Annotated in this window: 15 protein-coding genes; 11 read left to right on the top strand and 4 right to left on the bottom strand. The window is 57.0% G+C overall.

Annotated features, from left to right (window positions below; translation table 11 throughout):
• Positions 1 to 495: 495 nt before the first annotated feature.
• The 8 genes from MSL71_RS19950 (at position 496) to MSL71_RS19915 (ending at position 6636) form a co-directional block, all read left to right on the top strand.
• Positions 496 to 1356: a DUF4474 domain-containing protein gene (locus tag MSL71_RS19950; protein WP_180143843.1), complete on the top strand. Its 861-nt coding sequence runs from the start codon at positions 496 to 498 to the stop codon at positions 1354 to 1356.
• 283 nt (positions 1357 to 1639) lie between these two features.
• Positions 1640 to 2212 carry a flavodoxin family protein gene (locus MSL71_RS19945; protein WP_180143841.1) on the top strand — a complete coding sequence of 191 codons (573 nt, stop codon included), beginning with the start codon at positions 1640 to 1642 and terminating at the stop codon, positions 2210 to 2212.
• A 43-nt stretch (positions 2213 to 2255) separates the two neighbouring features.
• Complete coding sequence (gene fosX, locus MSL71_RS19940; protein WP_180143839.1) at positions 2256 to 2672, top strand: FosX/FosE/FosI family fosfomycin resistance hydrolase; 417 nt, start codon at positions 2256 to 2258, stop codon at positions 2670 to 2672.
• Between the two features lie 17 nt (positions 2673 to 2689).
• A complete protein-coding gene (locus MSL71_RS19935; RefSeq protein ID WP_180143837.1) occupies positions 2690 to 3049 on the top strand; it encodes a cupin domain-containing protein in 360 nt (119 codons plus the stop codon).
• Positions 3050 to 3051: 2 nt separating this feature from the next.
• Positions 3052 to 3732: a DUF1287 domain-containing protein gene (locus MSL71_RS19930; protein ID WP_180143835.1), complete on the top strand. Its 681-nt coding sequence runs from the start codon at positions 3052 to 3054 to the stop codon at positions 3730 to 3732.
• Between the two features lie 36 nt (positions 3733 to 3768).
• Positions 3769 to 5010, top strand: coding sequence for a S41 family peptidase (locus MSL71_RS19925; RefSeq protein ID WP_180143833.1), 1242 nt, complete (start codon positions 3769 to 3771; stop codon positions 5008 to 5010).
• Between the two features lie 161 nt (positions 5011 to 5171).
• Positions 5172 to 5777, top strand: coding sequence for a Crp/Fnr family transcriptional regulator (locus MSL71_RS19920; protein WP_180143827.1), 606 nt, complete (start codon positions 5172 to 5174; stop codon positions 5775 to 5777).
• 85 nt (positions 5778 to 5862) lie between these two features.
• Positions 5863 to 6636 (top strand): SDR family NAD(P)-dependent oxidoreductase, encoded by a 774-nt coding sequence (locus MSL71_RS19915; RefSeq protein ID WP_180143825.1) that lies wholly within the window; start codon positions 5863 to 5865, stop codon positions 6634 to 6636.
• Here the strand turns inward: MSL71_RS19915 and MSL71_RS19910 are convergent.
• Positions 6622 to 7998 (bottom strand): rhodanese-like domain-containing protein, encoded by a 1377-nt coding sequence (locus tag MSL71_RS19910; RefSeq protein ID WP_180143823.1) that lies wholly within the window; start codon positions 7996 to 7998, stop codon positions 6622 to 6624. The genes MSL71_RS19915 and MSL71_RS19910 overlap by 15 nt on opposite strands.
• Positions 7999 to 8469: 471 nt before the next feature.
• Between MSL71_RS19910 and MSL71_RS19905 the strand changes: the two genes are divergently transcribed.
• The 3 genes from MSL71_RS19905 (at position 8470) to MSL71_RS19895 (ending at position 11533) form a co-directional block, all read left to right on the top strand.
• On the top strand, positions 8470 to 9810 hold the full coding sequence (locus MSL71_RS19905) for an MATE family efflux transporter (RefSeq protein WP_180143821.1): 1341 nt from the start codon (positions 8470 to 8472) through the stop codon (positions 9808 to 9810).
• Between the two features lie 236 nt (positions 9811 to 10046).
• Complete coding sequence (locus MSL71_RS19900; RefSeq protein WP_218951087.1) at positions 10047 to 10811, top strand: substrate-binding periplasmic protein; 765 nt, start codon at positions 10047 to 10049, stop codon at positions 10809 to 10811.
• A 2-nt stretch (positions 10812 to 10813) separates the two neighbouring features.
• Positions 10814 to 11533, top strand: a complete 720-nt coding sequence (locus MSL71_RS19895; protein WP_180143817.1) for a class I SAM-dependent methyltransferase — start codon at positions 10814 to 10816, stop codon at positions 11531 to 11533.
• Between the two features lie 245 nt (positions 11534 to 11778).
• Here the strand turns inward: MSL71_RS19895 and MSL71_RS19890 are convergent, their stop codons facing one another.
• The 3 genes from MSL71_RS19890 to MSL71_RS19880 all read right to left on the bottom strand — a co-directional run bounded on the left by MSL71_RS19890 (position 11779) and on the right by MSL71_RS19880 (position 16388).
• Positions 11779 to 13257, bottom strand: coding sequence for a hypothetical protein (locus tag MSL71_RS19890; protein ID WP_180143815.1), 1479 nt, complete (start codon positions 13255 to 13257; stop codon positions 11779 to 11781).
• 272 nt (positions 13258 to 13529) lie between these two features.
• The gene (locus MSL71_RS19885; RefSeq protein ID WP_180143813.1) at positions 13530 to 14930 is read right to left on the bottom strand and encodes a radical SAM protein; all 1401 of its coding nucleotides are present in this window, start codon (positions 14928 to 14930) and stop codon (positions 13530 to 13532) included.
• A 210-nt stretch (positions 14931 to 15140) separates the two neighbouring features.
• Positions 15141 to 16388, bottom strand: coding sequence for a tetratricopeptide repeat protein (locus MSL71_RS19880; protein ID WP_180143811.1), 1248 nt, complete (start codon positions 16386 to 16388; stop codon positions 15141 to 15143).
• Between the last annotated feature and the right edge of the window lie 2 nt (positions 16389 to 16390).

Genomic DNA, 16390 nt, shown 5'->3' with positions numbered 1-16390 from the left:
CCTTACTTGTAAATACAATCATAACCAGGGCATCCCGCTGCCTGGGCTCCTTGCTTTGTGTCCAGGCCCGCTTTGTTGCGCCTTTGGCATCAGTGGGGCTTGAAAGGCAATGACGTCCCTTTCCGTTTGCTTTTCAAGCTGACGCTGTCTTACGCCAAATTCCTCGTAGGGGCAAGTCATGGTTGATAATGGAAAAGAAGCAAAGGGGACAGGCTCTATGTCTTGTTGGTTTTCATCGACGACTGCCTTGACATAAGCAGGTATTTGTTGGATAGAATTGAATTATTCATGTAGTTATATTGGGGTAAAGTGCTTTGTGGTTGATTAGTAATTTTGCGGGCGGGTATCGTTTTTGTTGTTTGGGGTAGGCGGTACAACCCTCTGTAAAGTTATGCTAAAGCGCGCGGCTTGTGTGCTGCCTATGTTTGTCGGGCGCTTTTCTCTATGTGCGGTTTGCTTTTAATTCTATTGTAAATTTCAGAGAGGATGGTTGTGATGAAACGGTTTGCGTCGATTTGCCTGTTTGCGGTGTCTGTTCTTCTGGTACCTGTTATCTCAAGCGCCGGGAATTCAGAGTGTACCTATAAATTACTGGCCGGTACCGTGTATGCCGCCGGGTTTGAGTACAATTACGATGAGAATATCTACATGACACGGCACCATGCACTCCAGCGTAAGTTCGGTTACAACAACATTTACGACAAATGTGCGGCGCCCCTGGGCATGGTTATCGATGTGGAACCGGTGCGGTTTGAGTACGACGGCCAGAGGTATATGGTAGAGCTCTGGAAAGGGCAGTATTTCTCGGCCATCGGAGCGGAAATCGGGTTTTACGTGGGAACAAAGCTGAATATCGCCGGGGAAGACCATTACCGGTGCGCGGACACCGAAGAGGAACTCGATATTGCCTTTACCATGAAGAACCAGGGTGTGCCGGAATACTCGGTGAGCGGACGGCACTGGTGGCTCACAGGGTTCAAGCCCGGCGTGTTCGCCCGTCCCGACCAGCTGACCCTTGAAGACATCGAGATCACGTTTCACTCCCAAGGCATGGCCGAAGCCTTTGCAGAGGCACTCTACAGGCTGGGATACAGTGATGCCGGGGACCGTGTGTGGTGTGAGGGAAGAACCGTGGGCTTTGTTTTCTCAACCCCCAGAAACCCTCAGCCCTGGGATCAGGATAAGCTGGATATCGTTCTGGCCGCAAACAGGGTCCGGGTTGACGTGGTGCTGGACATCCAGGCGTCCCTGGGATTTGAGAATTTCAGCCCGGAGAGCATTGCCGAGGCCCTGAGCAGGGATTTCTGGTCCGGCATGCATCTGTACAACCAGCTCAAAAAGATTGTTGCGGATTAACAATCAGAAAACCGCCCAGGCGTTACCATAGGAACGAGGCGCGTCAAGCCGTGGCACGGGACACCGTGCTGCGGCTTTTTTGGTTGGCAGCAGGTGTGTCCTGGGTGTCAATGCCTCCTGATATTCGGCTTTTATCAAGGATAAAGGCTTTTTTGATGAGGAATCATTTTCTCCTATGAAAAAAGTGCATGACGTGTATCTTGGTGAGCAGGCTGATGCATTTTTTACTCTGATGCCCACAAGAACCGTTTTTTTGCATAAGCGCCTGAAAGGAGAATACCACATGAAAATTGTCTGCCTGACGGGAAGTCCGAGGTACCGTGGAAACAGTGCGTCCATAGCAAAACGATTCATGGAGACAGCAACGAACCGGGGTGCCCACACCATAACGCATGCCCTCAACAAGCTCACGTACAAGGGATGCCAGGCCTGCATGGGGTGCAAGACCACATCCGATGCCTGTGTCCTGGATGATGATTTGAGGCCGGTTCTGGAGGATGTCGTAACAGCCGATGTGCTGGTCATGGCATCACCGGTTTACTACGGGGATGTGACATCCCAGATGAAGGGTTTTATGGATCGGACCTACTCCTTTTATGTCCCAGAGTTCCACACCAAGGCACGGCCGAGCAGGCTGGCCCCAGGTAAAAAATTCGTCATGATCACGACCCAGGGCCAACCGGATGAAAACATGTTTGCCGATGTGTTTCCCAAATACCATTTCTTTTTTCAAACCCATGGGTTTAAAGAGGGGTACTCGATTCGGGGGTGCGGCCTGGCCCGTCCCGACGATGTGATGAACCGCCAAGAGATCCTGGCGAAGGCTGAAGAACTTGCCGGGGTGTTGGTGGGTTGATCCTTGGGGACGATATCAATAACGTATTGAGTGTATAGCCCATATGATTGAATCTGTGAGTCACATAACGTTTATTGTCTCAGATCTCGAACGGATGTCGCATTTTCTGGAGGCAATATTTGACGCCGAAGAGATCTACGACAGCAACGGACAGGAGTTCTCTCTTTCAAAAGAGAGGTTTTTTCTGATCAATGGGCTTTGGGTTGCCATCATGGAGGGAAAACCCGTAGCTGAACGATCGTACAATCATGTTGCTTTCAAGGTTGCTGAAGAAGATTTTGATCTCTACGTGAAGCGCGTCCGCACTCTCGGTGTGGACATTTTACAAGGCCGGGAGCGGGTGGCGGGGGAAGGACGGTCACTATATTTTTACGACCACGACAACCATCTTTTTGAAATACATACGGAAACGTTGACTCAACGTTTGGCATTATACGATCAAATGCGATCCGACGTATAAATTTTGAAGGGTATGTGATGGATCCTGTTGACTTGAAAGAAAAATTTTCGATGTTCGATGAGTTCTGGGCCCCGAAAATTGTGGGGGAGCTCAACGGGCAGTACGTCAAACTCGCCAAATTAAAAGGAGAGTTTGTCTGGCATCGGCACGAGCATGAGGACGAGTTTTTCATGGTGGTCAAGGGCCGGTTGACCATTCACCTGAAAGATCGAGCCATTGAACTGGCCGAAGGGCAGTTTTTTGTGGTCCCCCGCGGCGTCGACCATCTGCCGGTTGCCGAGGAGGAGTGCCATGTCATGCTATTTGAGCCCAAAACGGTCCTTAATACCGGCAATGTGAAAAATGACCGGACCGTTGAGACTCTGGAAAGGTTGTAGGCATGAGGGGTGGTATTCGTATCAAGACATATCTTGCGGTCCTGTTTTTATTTTTTGTCTTTATAACAGACGGCGTTGCCGGCCCCGTGGACGACATGGTGGCGGGCGCCTATGGAGAGATCGCAAAGAAGACGGCGTACAACACGGAGATGCTGAGCCGCTATTTTCCCCCCACCTACAAGGGGGGAGAAGACACGGGGGCCCCGGTGTACCCGGGGGGCGACGTCAACCCTCGGGAAGGCGTCTGTGCGGATCTGGTGGTGCGGGCACTTCGGTGCGGGGGCGTTGACCTGCAAAGGGCAGTCCATGAGGATGTGGTGGCCCACAAGGGGGCCTACGGCGTGAAGACCCCCGACCGATACAGCGACCACAGGCGGGTGTGGATCCTTCGGACTTTTTTTAAGCGGCAGTGGGCATCCCTTTCAACGGAGCTGAAAAATCCCGGCGACTGGCAGCCCGGGGATATCGTGATCTGGCACACGGGCTCAAAGAAGCATCTTCACATCGGCATGGCGGGCAATAAAAAACGCCGGGACGGGTTTCCGTTCGTTATCCACAACATGCGATACGTCCCCTGTGTTTCTGCTGGTGTCACCCTGGAGGAAGATGTCCTTGAAGGCCTTTCGGTTCTGGGGATTTCGGTTCGAAAGTGGCAGGTTATCGGGCATTATCGGCTTAAGTGACGGCATTTACCCTGACACAGGGGGCGAAAATCCATCATGACACACCCTTGGATCCATGGACGATTGCAGCTGATACTCACGAGCCTTGCTGTCTTTATCTGGGGCGGGGCCGCACTGGCCGGGAACGCCCCTGCGCAGGACCAGCTGTTCGGGGAGATCACCGGCATCGTGGAGACGCATTTTTTTGATCCTCACCGCATCAAGAAGGGGTTTCCGGCGATCAAAGAGCAATACCGGCCGCAGATCCTGGGGGCTTCCCCCGAGGCAATTCCCCGTCTTGTCAACGCCATGCTGGGCGAACTCAACGCTTCCCATACCTCTTACTTAACGACGGATGATCCCGAGTATTACTACCTGGCCGCCCTCTTTTTCAGGATACCGGAGATCGGGGCCCTGTTTCCTGAAAAGGGGGTGCTCTACCCCACGGTTGGGGTCTTTACCCAACGGGTCAGGGGGCGGGTCCATGTGACGTGCCTCCTTGCCGGGGGCGTCGCTGAAAAAGCCGGGATCTTAAAGGGCGATGAGATCCTCTCCGTGAACGGCAAGCCGTTTACCCCTGTTGCCGCGTTAAGGCCCCTGGTGGGCACCGATGCCGTGTTCGAGGTGAGGCGAAAAAAAGCCACGGCGCCATTTTCGGTGACGATGCAGCCGGTGCTCATGAACCCCAAAGAGGAGATGCTGGCGGCGCAGAAGGCCAGCGTTCGCGTGATGGAAAAGGAGGGCCGCCGCATCGGTTACATCCATATCTATTCCTATGCCGGTGAAGAGTATCACAAGGCCCTGCGAAACGCCCTGGCCTGGGGCCCGCTGAAAGATGCCGATGCCCTGATCATCGATCTGCGTTATGGCCTTGGGGGGGCGTGGCCCTCGTATCTCAACATCTTTAACCGGAACATTCCGGTGCTGGAGGTCATCGACAGGGAGGGGAACAGAAACAGGGTGGACACCCAGTGGCGCAAGCCCGCAGTCTACCTTGTGAACGGATACACCCGCAGCGGCAAGGAGCTCTTGGCCTTTGGCGCCAAAAAACACGGAGCGCCCACGGTCATCGGAGAGCGCACGGCAGGTCAGAGCCTGGCAGGACGCTTGTTCCCGCTTTCCAACAAGGCCCTTCTTTATCTTGCCGTCCAGGGGTGCCGCATCGACGGGGTGGATCTCGAAGGGGCCGGGGTGGCGCCGGATATTGAGGTCCCCTTTGAGGTTCCCTACTGTGGCGGGCAGGACGCCCAACTCCACAAGGCCGCAGAATACCTTTTGAACCAATTGAAGGTTTTATAATATATGGTGTCACGTTGCCTTCTGTCATGTTGATTGGCCTGAATCTGTTGTTTAAAAGCTGTTTGTCAAACGTTTCAAAAGTTTGGCCCCCGGCAGGGCCGCCGGAGGCTTTTTTTATGTGCATCAAACCATTGATGGCTTAACCGTTGCAGGCTGAGGTCATGACATTGCCCCATTTTCCCATGCCATCACTTATCGATACATTGACAGAAGCCCTGGGCGATGCCCGGCACCTCCCGGCCCATGGGGTGGAAGAGCTTTCGCGTCTGTTTATCCAAAGGCGTTACCCACGCAGCACCATTCTGGTGCTGGCCGGAGATTTATGGGATCGGGTGTATTATATCCGCAAGGGGATGATTCGGCTGTACTATACGGACAGCCAGGGGCGTGAGTTTAACAAGGGCTTTTTTCGGGAAGGACAGCTTCTCTGGCCGGTGGCGCCCTATGCCCGGAAAAAGGGAAGCCTGTTCAGTATCTCGGCCCTGGAAGATCTCCAGGTCTCTGTCTGCGGTTTTGACGCCTTTTACCGGTGGCTCTCCATGCACCGGTGCTGGGAACATTTTGCCCTGCCTTATGCCGAATCCCTGGCAGGGGAAAAGTTTCTCCGGGAGCATGATTTTCTCATGAAATCAGCAACCGAGCGGTTCCTTGATTTTCGCACCGACCATCCCGACCTGACCGAACGCATTCCGGATTATCACCTGGCTTCCTACCTGGGCATGACCAATGTGTCCCTCTCCCGGATTAAAAAAAAGATCACGTCTTAACCTATGTTAATGATCGTTTTTCTCTTTTCGTTATCCTGCCTGTGCAGTTCGCATGATTCACGATAGCAAAAAAGAGGAGGCGATAATGGAATCGTTAGGCGGTAAAACAGCCCTCATCACCGGAGGAAGCGACGGCATCGGTTTTGCCGTTGCCACGGCCTTTGCGGCCCGGGGGGCGAATCTTGTGCTCATTGAAAGGGACCCGGAGAAGCTGAAGCGGAGGAAAAAGAGCCTTGGGCAGTACCCTGTGGATGTGCTCGCGGTTGCGGCGGATATCAGCAACAGGGATGAGGTGACGGGCGTTGCCGGGGAGGTGTCTGATCATGGCATGAAGATTGACATCATCGTCAACAATGCAGGGATCGCGCGGTTCGTTCCCTTTGAGGAGACCGATGAATCCCTGCTGGCGTATCACCTTGCGCTGAACGTCTGTGCCCCGTATGCCATCTGCCAAGTCTTTCTGGAGGACCTGCTGGCGTCCCGGGGCAACATCATCAATGTCTCTTCGTATTTTGCGCGGCGGATGCTTCCGGACAGGCCGTCCACGGCGTATTCCCTCACCAAGGGGGCCCTGGAGTCCTTTACCAGGGCCCTTGCCTTTGAACTGGGGCCCAAGGGCGTCCGGGTCAATGCCATTGCCCCGGGCACCGTCACCACGCCTCAGGTCGAGAAAAACATGGAGCGCCTTGATCAGGGGGCAAAGGATCGGTTCAAGGCCATGGTCCGGTCGATCTATCCCATGCAGGCCCTGGGCGACCCGGAAGATGTCGCCCATCTGGCTGCGTTTCTGGCGTCGGATCAGGCCCGGTGGATTACCGGGGGGATCTTCCCGGTGGACGGGGGCTTAACGACGAACTGACGACGCGGTGTTTTCCGGTAGGCCGGTTTCAACGGGGTTGCCCGGGGTGTTGCTCCAGCCGATCCATCCGTCGCTGAAGATGCCGATGTCCTTGAGCCCCATGACATCGGCGTCGTAGTAGATCTCGGCCACACGCCAGCCGCTGCCGCACATGAAGGAGAGGTGGGTGGTGGTGTCGATGCCCTGGCCCTTCCACAGGGCCAGGATTTCGTCGGCGTTTCGCATGGTTTTGTCCGGGTTTCGGTAGTACTCCATGCTGTAGGCGTTCTTTTTGCCTGCGTAGCCAAAGACCGAACCGGGAATTCGACCCTTTTTCTTGTGATAGGCATAGCCGGAGGATTCGCCGATGTGCTCGGCCCAGGTCCGGTTGTCCACCAGGGTGAAGGTCTTGGGGGTACGGAGTCCGGCCCGGGTCTCTTCCATGGTGTCGATGACGTCCGGGTTGCCGGGGACAGGACCCTTGAAATCTATAACCGGAACCGGTTCGTGGCGCGTGGTTTCCAGGTCGAACCCGGCCAGGGTCCAGGAGAGGGTCCCGCCGTTGAGGACGCGCACATCTTTAACGCCCACGTATCGCAGCACCGTGGCCACCCGAAAGGCGGCCAGGGGTTCTTCCGAGGTGACGATGACGGTGGCATCCCGGGTAAATCCGAAGGAGAGGGCCATCTCTTTCAAGGTCTGATCATCGGCCAGCATCCACATGACGGGCTCGGTTTCCGTGGGGGGCTCAACGCGGTCCGTGTTGATGTGAAAGGCCCCCGGGATATGGCCTTTGGCATAGGAGTTTTTCTCTTCTCCCCAGCTGGCCTCGGCCACGATGATGGTTTCGCTGTTTTCAAAACTCTCCGGACGGTTTCCGTCGATGACCTCCTTGAGCACAACGGCCGGCACCAGCAGCTGGTGGTTGGGGTACCGTTCCAGGGGCCGTTTTTTGTCCTTTGCCCAGGCGGTGATGTCGTAGCGGTGCAGGCGGGTGTAGCCCTTTGAGATGAGGTAGGCTGCCACAGATGAGGCGTCCTGTCCGTTGGCGTCGTAGAGGATCACGTTTTTGTCCGGGGTAATGCCCTTGGTGGCAAGGATCTCTTTCAGGGTCGCGTCACGCTGGTCCCCGCCCACCTTCAGCCAGTTGGCAGAGAAGTCCGTGGCACCCGGGATGTGGCCGCCCCGGCTTACGCCGTCCAGCTTCCAGCCGTTGTAGGCGCTGTTCAATCGGGTGTCCACGATGACCCAGTCGTCGGCATCCATGGCCGCAACAACCTGGGGGGTGTCCATGACGGGTACGGCCTGATCCGCCCGGATCTCGGCGGTCAGCCCAAAAAGGAAGAGCAGCAGGGCTGCTAAACTTGTGCATCTGTTTTTCATCTCAAATCTGTCTCCTGCTGTGTGGATTGCCCCCAGGTGGGGCCTTTGTGTGGCAATGTTCTTAAAACCTGTGATGTGTAGTTCTGACGGGGAACGAAGTCAAATTGATCCTGTGAATGCGGCGGCTTGTTTCTATAGGCCGTTTCTCTATCTGGTATCATGCCTGACGGCCAAATGTCCCGGCAGGGCCGCCGGAGGCCACTGAATGTTTACATGCGTTGGCCCTGGGAACCAGGGTGATTTTCGTTGACAAAAAAACAGTGGTGCGTGTAAAAAGAGCCACTTCAAAAAAATGGAAACGATGTGTTGTTAAAAGAGGTTACTTTTGGATTTCTTCCTCCTCTTTTAGAAAGTGGCTGCGTTTTCCCGAAGGAATCCTGATAATCATCCAATTATCGGGACCCTTCAACCCACCTTTATGTGCTCCCGATGATTGATTTGTTTCCCTTATGTTTTTTTGAAGGAGCACACATGCCTGCCTTTGGTCGATCCTTAAAGGAGATCTTCCTTTTTTCACTTCCCATTATCGCAGGGCAACTGGGCCAGATGCTGTTCGGCATCGGGGACATCGTGGTTGCCGGGCGTTACTCCACCGAGGTCCTCTCCGCCCTCGGCATCGCCACCGCTATTTTTTCTCCCTTTCTGCTCATCGGAACGGGGATTACCTTTGCCGTGAGCCCCCTCAAGGCACGGATGATCGCCGAGAAGCGGGACGTCAGCACAGTGCCCGGGACCACCCTGGCCCTGGGATTTTTGGCCGGTACGGTGCTGGCTTTGATGGTTGTCGCCTCGGGCTTCTGCGTGTCGGCCCTGGGGCTTGCTCCCGCCATTGAGGAGCTGGTGGTGATTTACCTTATGATCTGTGCGGGCTCCATGATCCCTGTGATGATTTTTCAGGTGCTCAAGGAGAATCTCCAGGCCCGGGAAAAGACCCTCTTTGCCAACAGCCTGATCCTGTTTTTCAACCTCGTGAATGTCGGGGCCAACGTCTTTTTTATCTTTACCCTGGACTGGGGCATTGCCGGGGCGGCCGTGGCAACCACCCTGTCGCGGACCCTCATGGCCGTGATTCTTTATGCCCATGCCGCCCGGCAGCTCACCATCACCCGGAAGGTCTCTTTTCCGATCATGGGGCATCTCCTGAAAAAAGGCCTTCCCATCGGCCTCAACGGGCTGCTTATCGGCCTGATCTTTTCCCTGGTCACGGTGCTGGCCGGGAAGATGTCGGTCACGGCTTCAGCGGCTAATAACATCCTCATCAATATCTCGTCCCTTACCTACATGGTGCCCTATGCCCTGGCCGGAGCCGCTTCGGTGAAGGTTGCCGGGGCGTTCGGGCGCAGGGATTTTCACGCCGTGACCTCCTATGCCCTGGCCACCCTGTGCCTGGGGTTCATGTCCGCCACGGTGATGGGCTCGTTGTTTTATGCCGTTCCTGAAGCGATTCTTTCCTTGGTCACGGCAGATCCCCGAGTGATCCGTTACGGCGTGGGCCTGCTTCTTGTGGGGGCGTTTTATCAAGTGCCCGACGCCATTCAGGTGACGGTCCAGGGATGCCTGCGGGGCCTTGAGGTGACCTTTCGGCCCATGGTCTATATTTTTCTCGGTATCTGGGGCGTGGGGTTTCCCGTGGGGTGCTTTTTCGCCTACGCAAAGGGCATGGAGGCCGCAGGGCTCTGGATGGGCATGGCCGTTGGCCTGACCGCCGTGGCCGTTGTAAACGCCGCTCTCTTTGTGCGGATCCTCATGGGGTACAGGCGCTCTCCAACAGCTGAACCGCAGGCCCTGGTGCCTTGCGCGATACAGCAGTGAACAGTGAGAAGGGTCGTACCGCAATCGTTCCTGTTTTGATATAATCCAAGGACCTGTCCATGCCGGTGGTGTAACCCTTCAGCTGGTCTTTATCAAAGGCTGTTTGAGCTGAACCGTTACCCGTGGCCTGGACACAGGCAACATCCCGGAAACAGAACGGGGACGATGCGATGTGTCGGTGGTGTGTGTGTATTGCGGCGGCCTGTATCCTCTGGTTTGCAGCCTGGCATGATGCCATGGCTGCGACGAATGTTGTGGTGTTCTGTATAGACAATTACCCTCCCTACAGCTATGAAGTTAATGGCCGGGCCATGGGGATCTATCCCGCAATTTTCAGGCGGGCCTTTTCCCGGATGGACGGGTATCGGGTGACCCTGCTTCCCATTCCCTGGAAACGGGGGCTGCACTACCTGAAAAACGGACAAGGTTTTGCCATTGTGCCCGTCTATTACAAACCGGAGCTTCGCCCGTACATCTGGCCGTACAGCATCCCGGTGCTGCGGCAGGAGGAGGTGCTTCTCTGCCGTGAACATGTCCTTGCCAGCCGAACCCGCCAACACTGGCCCGAGGGGTTTTACGGGCTGACCATCGGAAAAAACGCCGGGTATGCAACGGGAGGCAAGGCCTTTAACGAGGCTGTGGCCCGGGGGGATGTTTTTTTGTCCGAGGCCAAAAGCAACCGGATCAACCTCTTGAAGCTGGGGCTCGGGCGAACGGACTGTTACCTCAACGATCGCCTCTCCATTGCATGGGAACTGGGTCAGCTCATGGGCGAGGGGCTTTACGACGAGGGCGGGGCACACGCCTCCCTTGGGAAGCCCATCTCCATCCACTGGGAGTGGGGACATCTTGGCGTGACCCGCATGGATCACGGGCGGTATTATTTTAAAGCGGATTTTCTGGAGCAGTTGAACGGGATTCTTTCGGCCATGCAGGCCACAGGAGAGATTCGGGAGATTGTGGAAGGCATCATGGAGGGCGCTTGCCCCAAGGGGCCGTAAGGATGACAATGATTTACGACAACGATGCGTTTTTTGAGCAGTACAAGCGGTTGCGGCTTGAGGACACGGGCCTGAACGGAAAGATGGAAGAGCCCTGCATGCGGCCCATGCTGGGGGATGTGTCGGGCCTGAGGGTCCTTGACATCGGGGCGGGTTTTGGTCACCAGGCCGCATGGTTGAAGGAGCACAACGCGCAGGCGGTGGTGGCACTGGACCCGTCGGCCAATATGTTTGCCCATGCCACGGCCCGTCACGCGGGCAAGGGGATCACCTTTGTGCACGGCTATTACGAAGACCAGGTATTTGACGACCCCTTTGACCTGATCGTCAGCTCCATGGCCCTTCATTACGTGGAGGACCTGGCCCCGTTTTTTGCAAAGTGCCATGGAGAGCTGGTCGAGGGAGGCCACCTGGTGTTCTCCATGGAGCACCCGGTATGCACGGCAAACCCCACGGGGTACAGCGAGGATGGGGGCGGGAAGTTCTGGCGCCTGACGGATTACTTTCGCGAAGGCGAACGGGTCCAGACCTGGTTCGTGGACGGGGTGAGGAAAACCCACCGCACGCTCTCAACGGTTATCAACGCCCTCATTGCCGCAGGGTTTGCCATCCGGCAGGTGGAGGAGCCGGCCCCCATGGACAGGGAGTACCCGGAAGGCGAAAAGACAACGGACTACTTCTGGATACGCCCCTCCATCGTGGTGATCAAAGCAGGAAAGTAATCCCGGGCGCCTCTAAATCGATAATGGGCAAAAGGCGATAACATCTCCTGTCACTTCGATGCCCGAGAGTCTGCCCGCACGAACCACCAACTTTGGTTTCGGTCAAAGCCCGAGCCGAAGGCCCTTGCGCATTGACCCGAGGAACGAGGGACAAAGCGCAAGGGCAATCAGCTTTCGAGGTGGCTCACCTCGCCGCCGGAGGCCTGCTTTTCACCCGGTGCTCACCGGGCAGTCCTCTCCTGAGGCTATTTTGAAAACGCCATCTTCATGGACAGGGAGGTGGTGTGGAGTTTCACCGCATCGGTTTTTGCCTCCATGGAGATGTTGACGAACCGCTTTTCCTCTCCTTTTCCCACGTAAAAATAACGCCTCAGCAGGTCGGTGACCTCCTTGTCCTCGGAACTCCTGAGCTCCGCAGGGATTTCGATGGCGCCTTTTAAGTCCACGAAGTCGCCGTCTTCCCCGGGGTGTTCCCGAACGTTGTTTCGCAAGGTGAAGTGGTGATGGAGCGGGAGGGTTATCCAGGTGCCGCCCTTTGTTTTGAGCCTGAGCTCGGCAGGGGAGGCCACCAGGCTGAACCCGGTGAGTTCCGCTTCCACATCTCCGTGGATGAGGTTGGTCATGGTTCCTGAAAACGCGTACTCCGGCGCGTCTCCCAGGGTGAGGTGAGACATGTTTTCAGGTGGGTTTTCAATGAAATCCTCTTCGGGGATGAGCCGCCCCGGGGTTTCCACAAAGTGCCAGAAAATCCCCTCCAGGTTTTTTTCAAAATACCCGGGGGTTCCTTCCTCATTAACCCCTTCCACCCGTAAAATTCGATCGCTTTCCCCGGGGGCCCCGTCTTCGGGAAAGAGGATGGTGATGTTTTTGGTGATGCGCCCGTGGATTTTGGGCTGGTTGTACCACACCTGATCCGGGACCCTTCGTTTTCTTACCAGGCTAAAGTTGAGAATGGCATCGTTGGTGGCGTAGTGGACGTCGTCTTCGTAGGTGTAGTTGAAAAAGGGGTTGCCGCCGCCGATATCAAAGTCGTTCTGGTGGGTGTACATGTCCCCGTAGCGGTTGATGACAAAGAGGGTGGAGGCCGCAGCGCTTAAGTTCTCGGCGATGAATCGGTCCCTGAAAGGCCCTGCAATGCGGTAGCCCCAGTCCGGCGGGGTCCAGGGGTCGGTGAAGTGGATTTCCCGGCCGTTTTCAAACAGGGCATAGATGGTGGTCACCATGCAGGGGTAGGCGTTGCCGTTCTGGTCGTAGTAGAACTTGTTGCGTAACAGGTCGTCCTGGGACAGGGCCCAGCCCCGGATGTTTTCCGGCAGGGAGACCCCCGCACCGGCCCCCAGGGGCGTGCCCCAGTGGTCTGTCCATGAGATGGAGCCCGGGGCTGCATACCCGTTTTTGCAGTAGTAAATCTGTCGTGTCTCGGAGACGGCGATGAGGATGGGACCGTCCACGGAGATCTCCTCCATGGCATCGGTGGTGACGGGGTTGCCCAACAGGTTTTCCGGGGAACCGGTGTTCCCGAGGAGCTGCCACGAGGCCCCGTCGACCCGCTCTTTGACGTAGATCAGGCCGTCGTGGATGGCAAAATAGTACACTTCGTTGAATGCCCGGGTGGATGATCTCAGGCTGATCGCGTCGGGCAGATCTGGGAGCTGGGCCGTCGCCGGAGCGACGCAGGCGAGTAGAAAAAGGCACATCGACACCAAAAACACCTTCGTTTTCATGAATCCTCCATACAGTTGAAATGAACACTATCGAATTTCTCAGGTAAGGATACGCTCTCATATCTAAACACAGGTGATGTGTTGTGAACGGGTGTTACGTTTATTGGGTTTTTACACCACACCTTGATTCATTTCAAGTCGATTCCTCTTCGTTGTTAGTCATTCCTGTTTGTCAGATGATAACTATTCAGATGCCTCCGGCAGGTCGCCGGAGGCATTTGTTTCTGGATTGCTACTTGTGACGTGTCGTTGGGAACAATGTGGGCGGCCCTTTACACGCACGGCTCGGGGCAGCCCATCTCTTCGTAGAGGGCAAGGTAGTCGATGAGTCCCCGGGTGAGCGTGGCATGCCAGTATTCACCGGCGGTTGTGGGGCGCAGGATGTGACCCTCAATGCGGACCAGTCCGGCGTCGGCCCAGCAGTGGATCAGGGGAAGCAGGGCCATGGAGGAGGATTCGCCTGCGTGTCGGCCCAGCCCGGACAGGTCGAGGGCCAGGGTCTGCATCTGCGATCTGATGAGGCTGGCGAGACGGTGATTGGCCACCGGAGCAAGGATCATGGCCACGGGTTTCTCCCGTCCCGCGGTGTTGAGGTAGTCATCCAGCCGGTCGGTCATGAGAACGCGATGACCGTCCACAAAGCCTTCCGCTCCGCATCCAAAGGGGATGCTGGGGGCCTGTTGTGACGCCAGAAAAGAAGAGAGATTTCGTTCCCTGGGGGTGCATGCCCAGTGCCCTGCGTAGAGGTGGCGACAGGTGGTGGCGGCCAGGGTCTCTGAGCCCTTCTCGAAGAGGGCATACTGCTCCCGGATAAGGTCGGTATCCCGGCCCTGGAGGGGCACGTGGGGTATGAGATCGATGCCGTCGGGGTTTAAGGATACAAGGGTTTCCAGATCCTGCTGAAACATGTCGGCGCTCTGGCCGGAGAGACCGTATGTCAACCCAACGTTTACGGTGGCCTGGCCGCTGCTGATGAGCTCGGACAAGGTGTTTGCAGCCTCTTTTCCATCGGCCCGCCGCCCCATGGCTTGCCGGAGCGGGGTATGGAAGCTGAGGAGGTCCAGGGAGACTCGGTTGACCCCGGCGCGTGTGATGGCACGGGCCATCTCCGGGGTCATGTCGGCGATGTGCCCTTCAACCGTTATTTCGCAGTCGTTGGCCAGGGGGAGGTTGCGGCGAGCGGCCTCAATGATACGGGCAAGGTCTGAAGGGGCCAGGGCAGTCGGGATACCACCGTTTACGAGGAACGCGTGGATAGGGTTGCCCTGGGTGCTGAGCCGTGCGCCGTCACGCATGATGTCACACATGACGGCATCGGCGTAGGCTGTGCTGAGGTGTGCGTCCACAGGGATCTGGCTTGGGATCTCATCCCCGGTTGTGCCCGTGCCGAAGGGGACGCGGAGGGTCGCTGCCTGCCTCGGATGGAGAGGGGCTTCTGACAAGGAGTGCCAGAGGCTGCGGGCTCCGGGCCCGGTGACGGGCGCCAGTCCTCCCGTTGCATAGGGTTCGGGCCCTTCATTGCCAAAGGCGCAGGAGGGCGACGCGTTTGTTGGGCGAGGGAAACATCCCAGGGACTTGGCTTTTCGGAAAAAACGGGTAAAGGCATCCACGGGGGTGTCTTCCGGAGCCATATCGCGGGTCAAGGGCGTTACGGGAGCCTGAAAGGTTGGCATGGGGGGCCTCCTGTCTGTTTTGTTTTTGGGTTGTGGTAAAAATTTTGGCATTCCGAATTTGATGGCCAAAAAAATATATGAGTATTCCGTTATGCCTCAGGCGGACCTGCCCGAGGCATAACGGAATGGTTACCAAAAAACAAAAAAGGGGAGTTGCAAGGCGGGTGAATGCTTTCCGACTTCAGAGGGGCCGGAGCGCTCTTTTGCGCTTCAGCCCCTCACTGCCGGGGGCTGGCTTTTGGTTTTGCTGCGCTCTGCAAGGAGCTTTACCACGTGGTCCCTCAGTCGTTTGGCCTGGCATTTGGGGGCGCGTTTAACGGCCTTGTTGAGCCATGGCAGGGCTTCTTCGGGTTTTTCCTGCTGAAAGAGCACATACCCCAGCATCATGAGTGCGTGGCCCTGGTTCGGGGTGATGGCAAGGACCTTTCGGAAGGCCTCTTCGGCTCCGGTGAGGTCGTCGCCCTCGAACCGCAGCTGGCCGGTGAGGAGCCAGAGACGCTCTGTGTCCCATGTGACAACGCCCTGTTCCAGCACGGCCAGGGCCGCCTCGGGTTTGAATCCTGCCATCAGGGCCTCGGCCTCTTTTCGGGTGAGCTCGGCGGTGCCTTTGCCTTTTTCCGTAAGGCGCCGATAGCAGGCGGCGGCATCCAGGGGGAGGTCTTCAGCGCGGAAGAGGTCCCCTAAGGTGAGAAGCTCTGCGTCAGTGATGTCTCCCAGGTGATCCAGGTTTCGGAGCTGGACCATGGCCTCGGGATAGCGTTTCTCCTGGAGGAGAAGGCCTGCAAGGCACCTGCGGAGTTTGGGATCCCCACCCATGATGGGCAGGCGGTCCGTAAGGGCTTTGATGACGGCGGGACGTTTTCCGGCCTGGGGCGCTGCGGCTGCTGCAAGCTCAACCCACCCCACGTTCCGGCAGTCCGGGAACCGGGCAAACAGGTCCAGGCAGAGGGTGACGCAGGTCTCCCAGGACTTTTCCCTGTACCGGGAGAGGGCCTCGAAATAGCGAAGGGCAGGGCGGGTCTCTCCGGTGAGGACAAAGGCGGTGCCCAGGGCATGGGCAGCTTCTCCGAAGTGCTCGGTTTCGTAGGCGACCCGGCCCAGGTTTTGCCAGGCCGGAGCAAAGCTGTCGCAGAGGGCGGTGGCGTTTCTGAAACGCTCCAGGGCTTTGTCAGGCTCTTCGGCCTGGACCAGCTGAACGCCCAGGTGAAACTCCAGGAGATGGTGGCTTCGTTTGCCCGCGCGTTTTGCAGCCTTGGTGAGGGTGGCCAGGGCCTCTTCCGGGCGTTCGTTCTCAATGGCCTTGGCCGCTTTGGTCAGGGCCATGGCCACCGAGGGCGAGGGCTGAGAGTCGCAGGTCCCTGCCAGGCTATCCGTTGCCAGGGCCATGAGCCCGGCGCAGAGGAAGAACCCCAGAAAACGCACGGCAGACAGTGGAGAATGTGTGGTGATGGGTCCCATGG

It is taken from the genome of Desulfoluna butyratoxydans (assembly GCF_900699765.1).
Lineage (GTDB): Bacteria > Desulfobacterota > Desulfobacteria > Desulfobacterales > Desulfolunaceae > Desulfoluna > Desulfoluna butyratoxydans.
The sequence above is the reverse complement of the archived record's forward strand: the minus strand, read 5'-3'. Positions and strand labels throughout refer to the sequence as shown.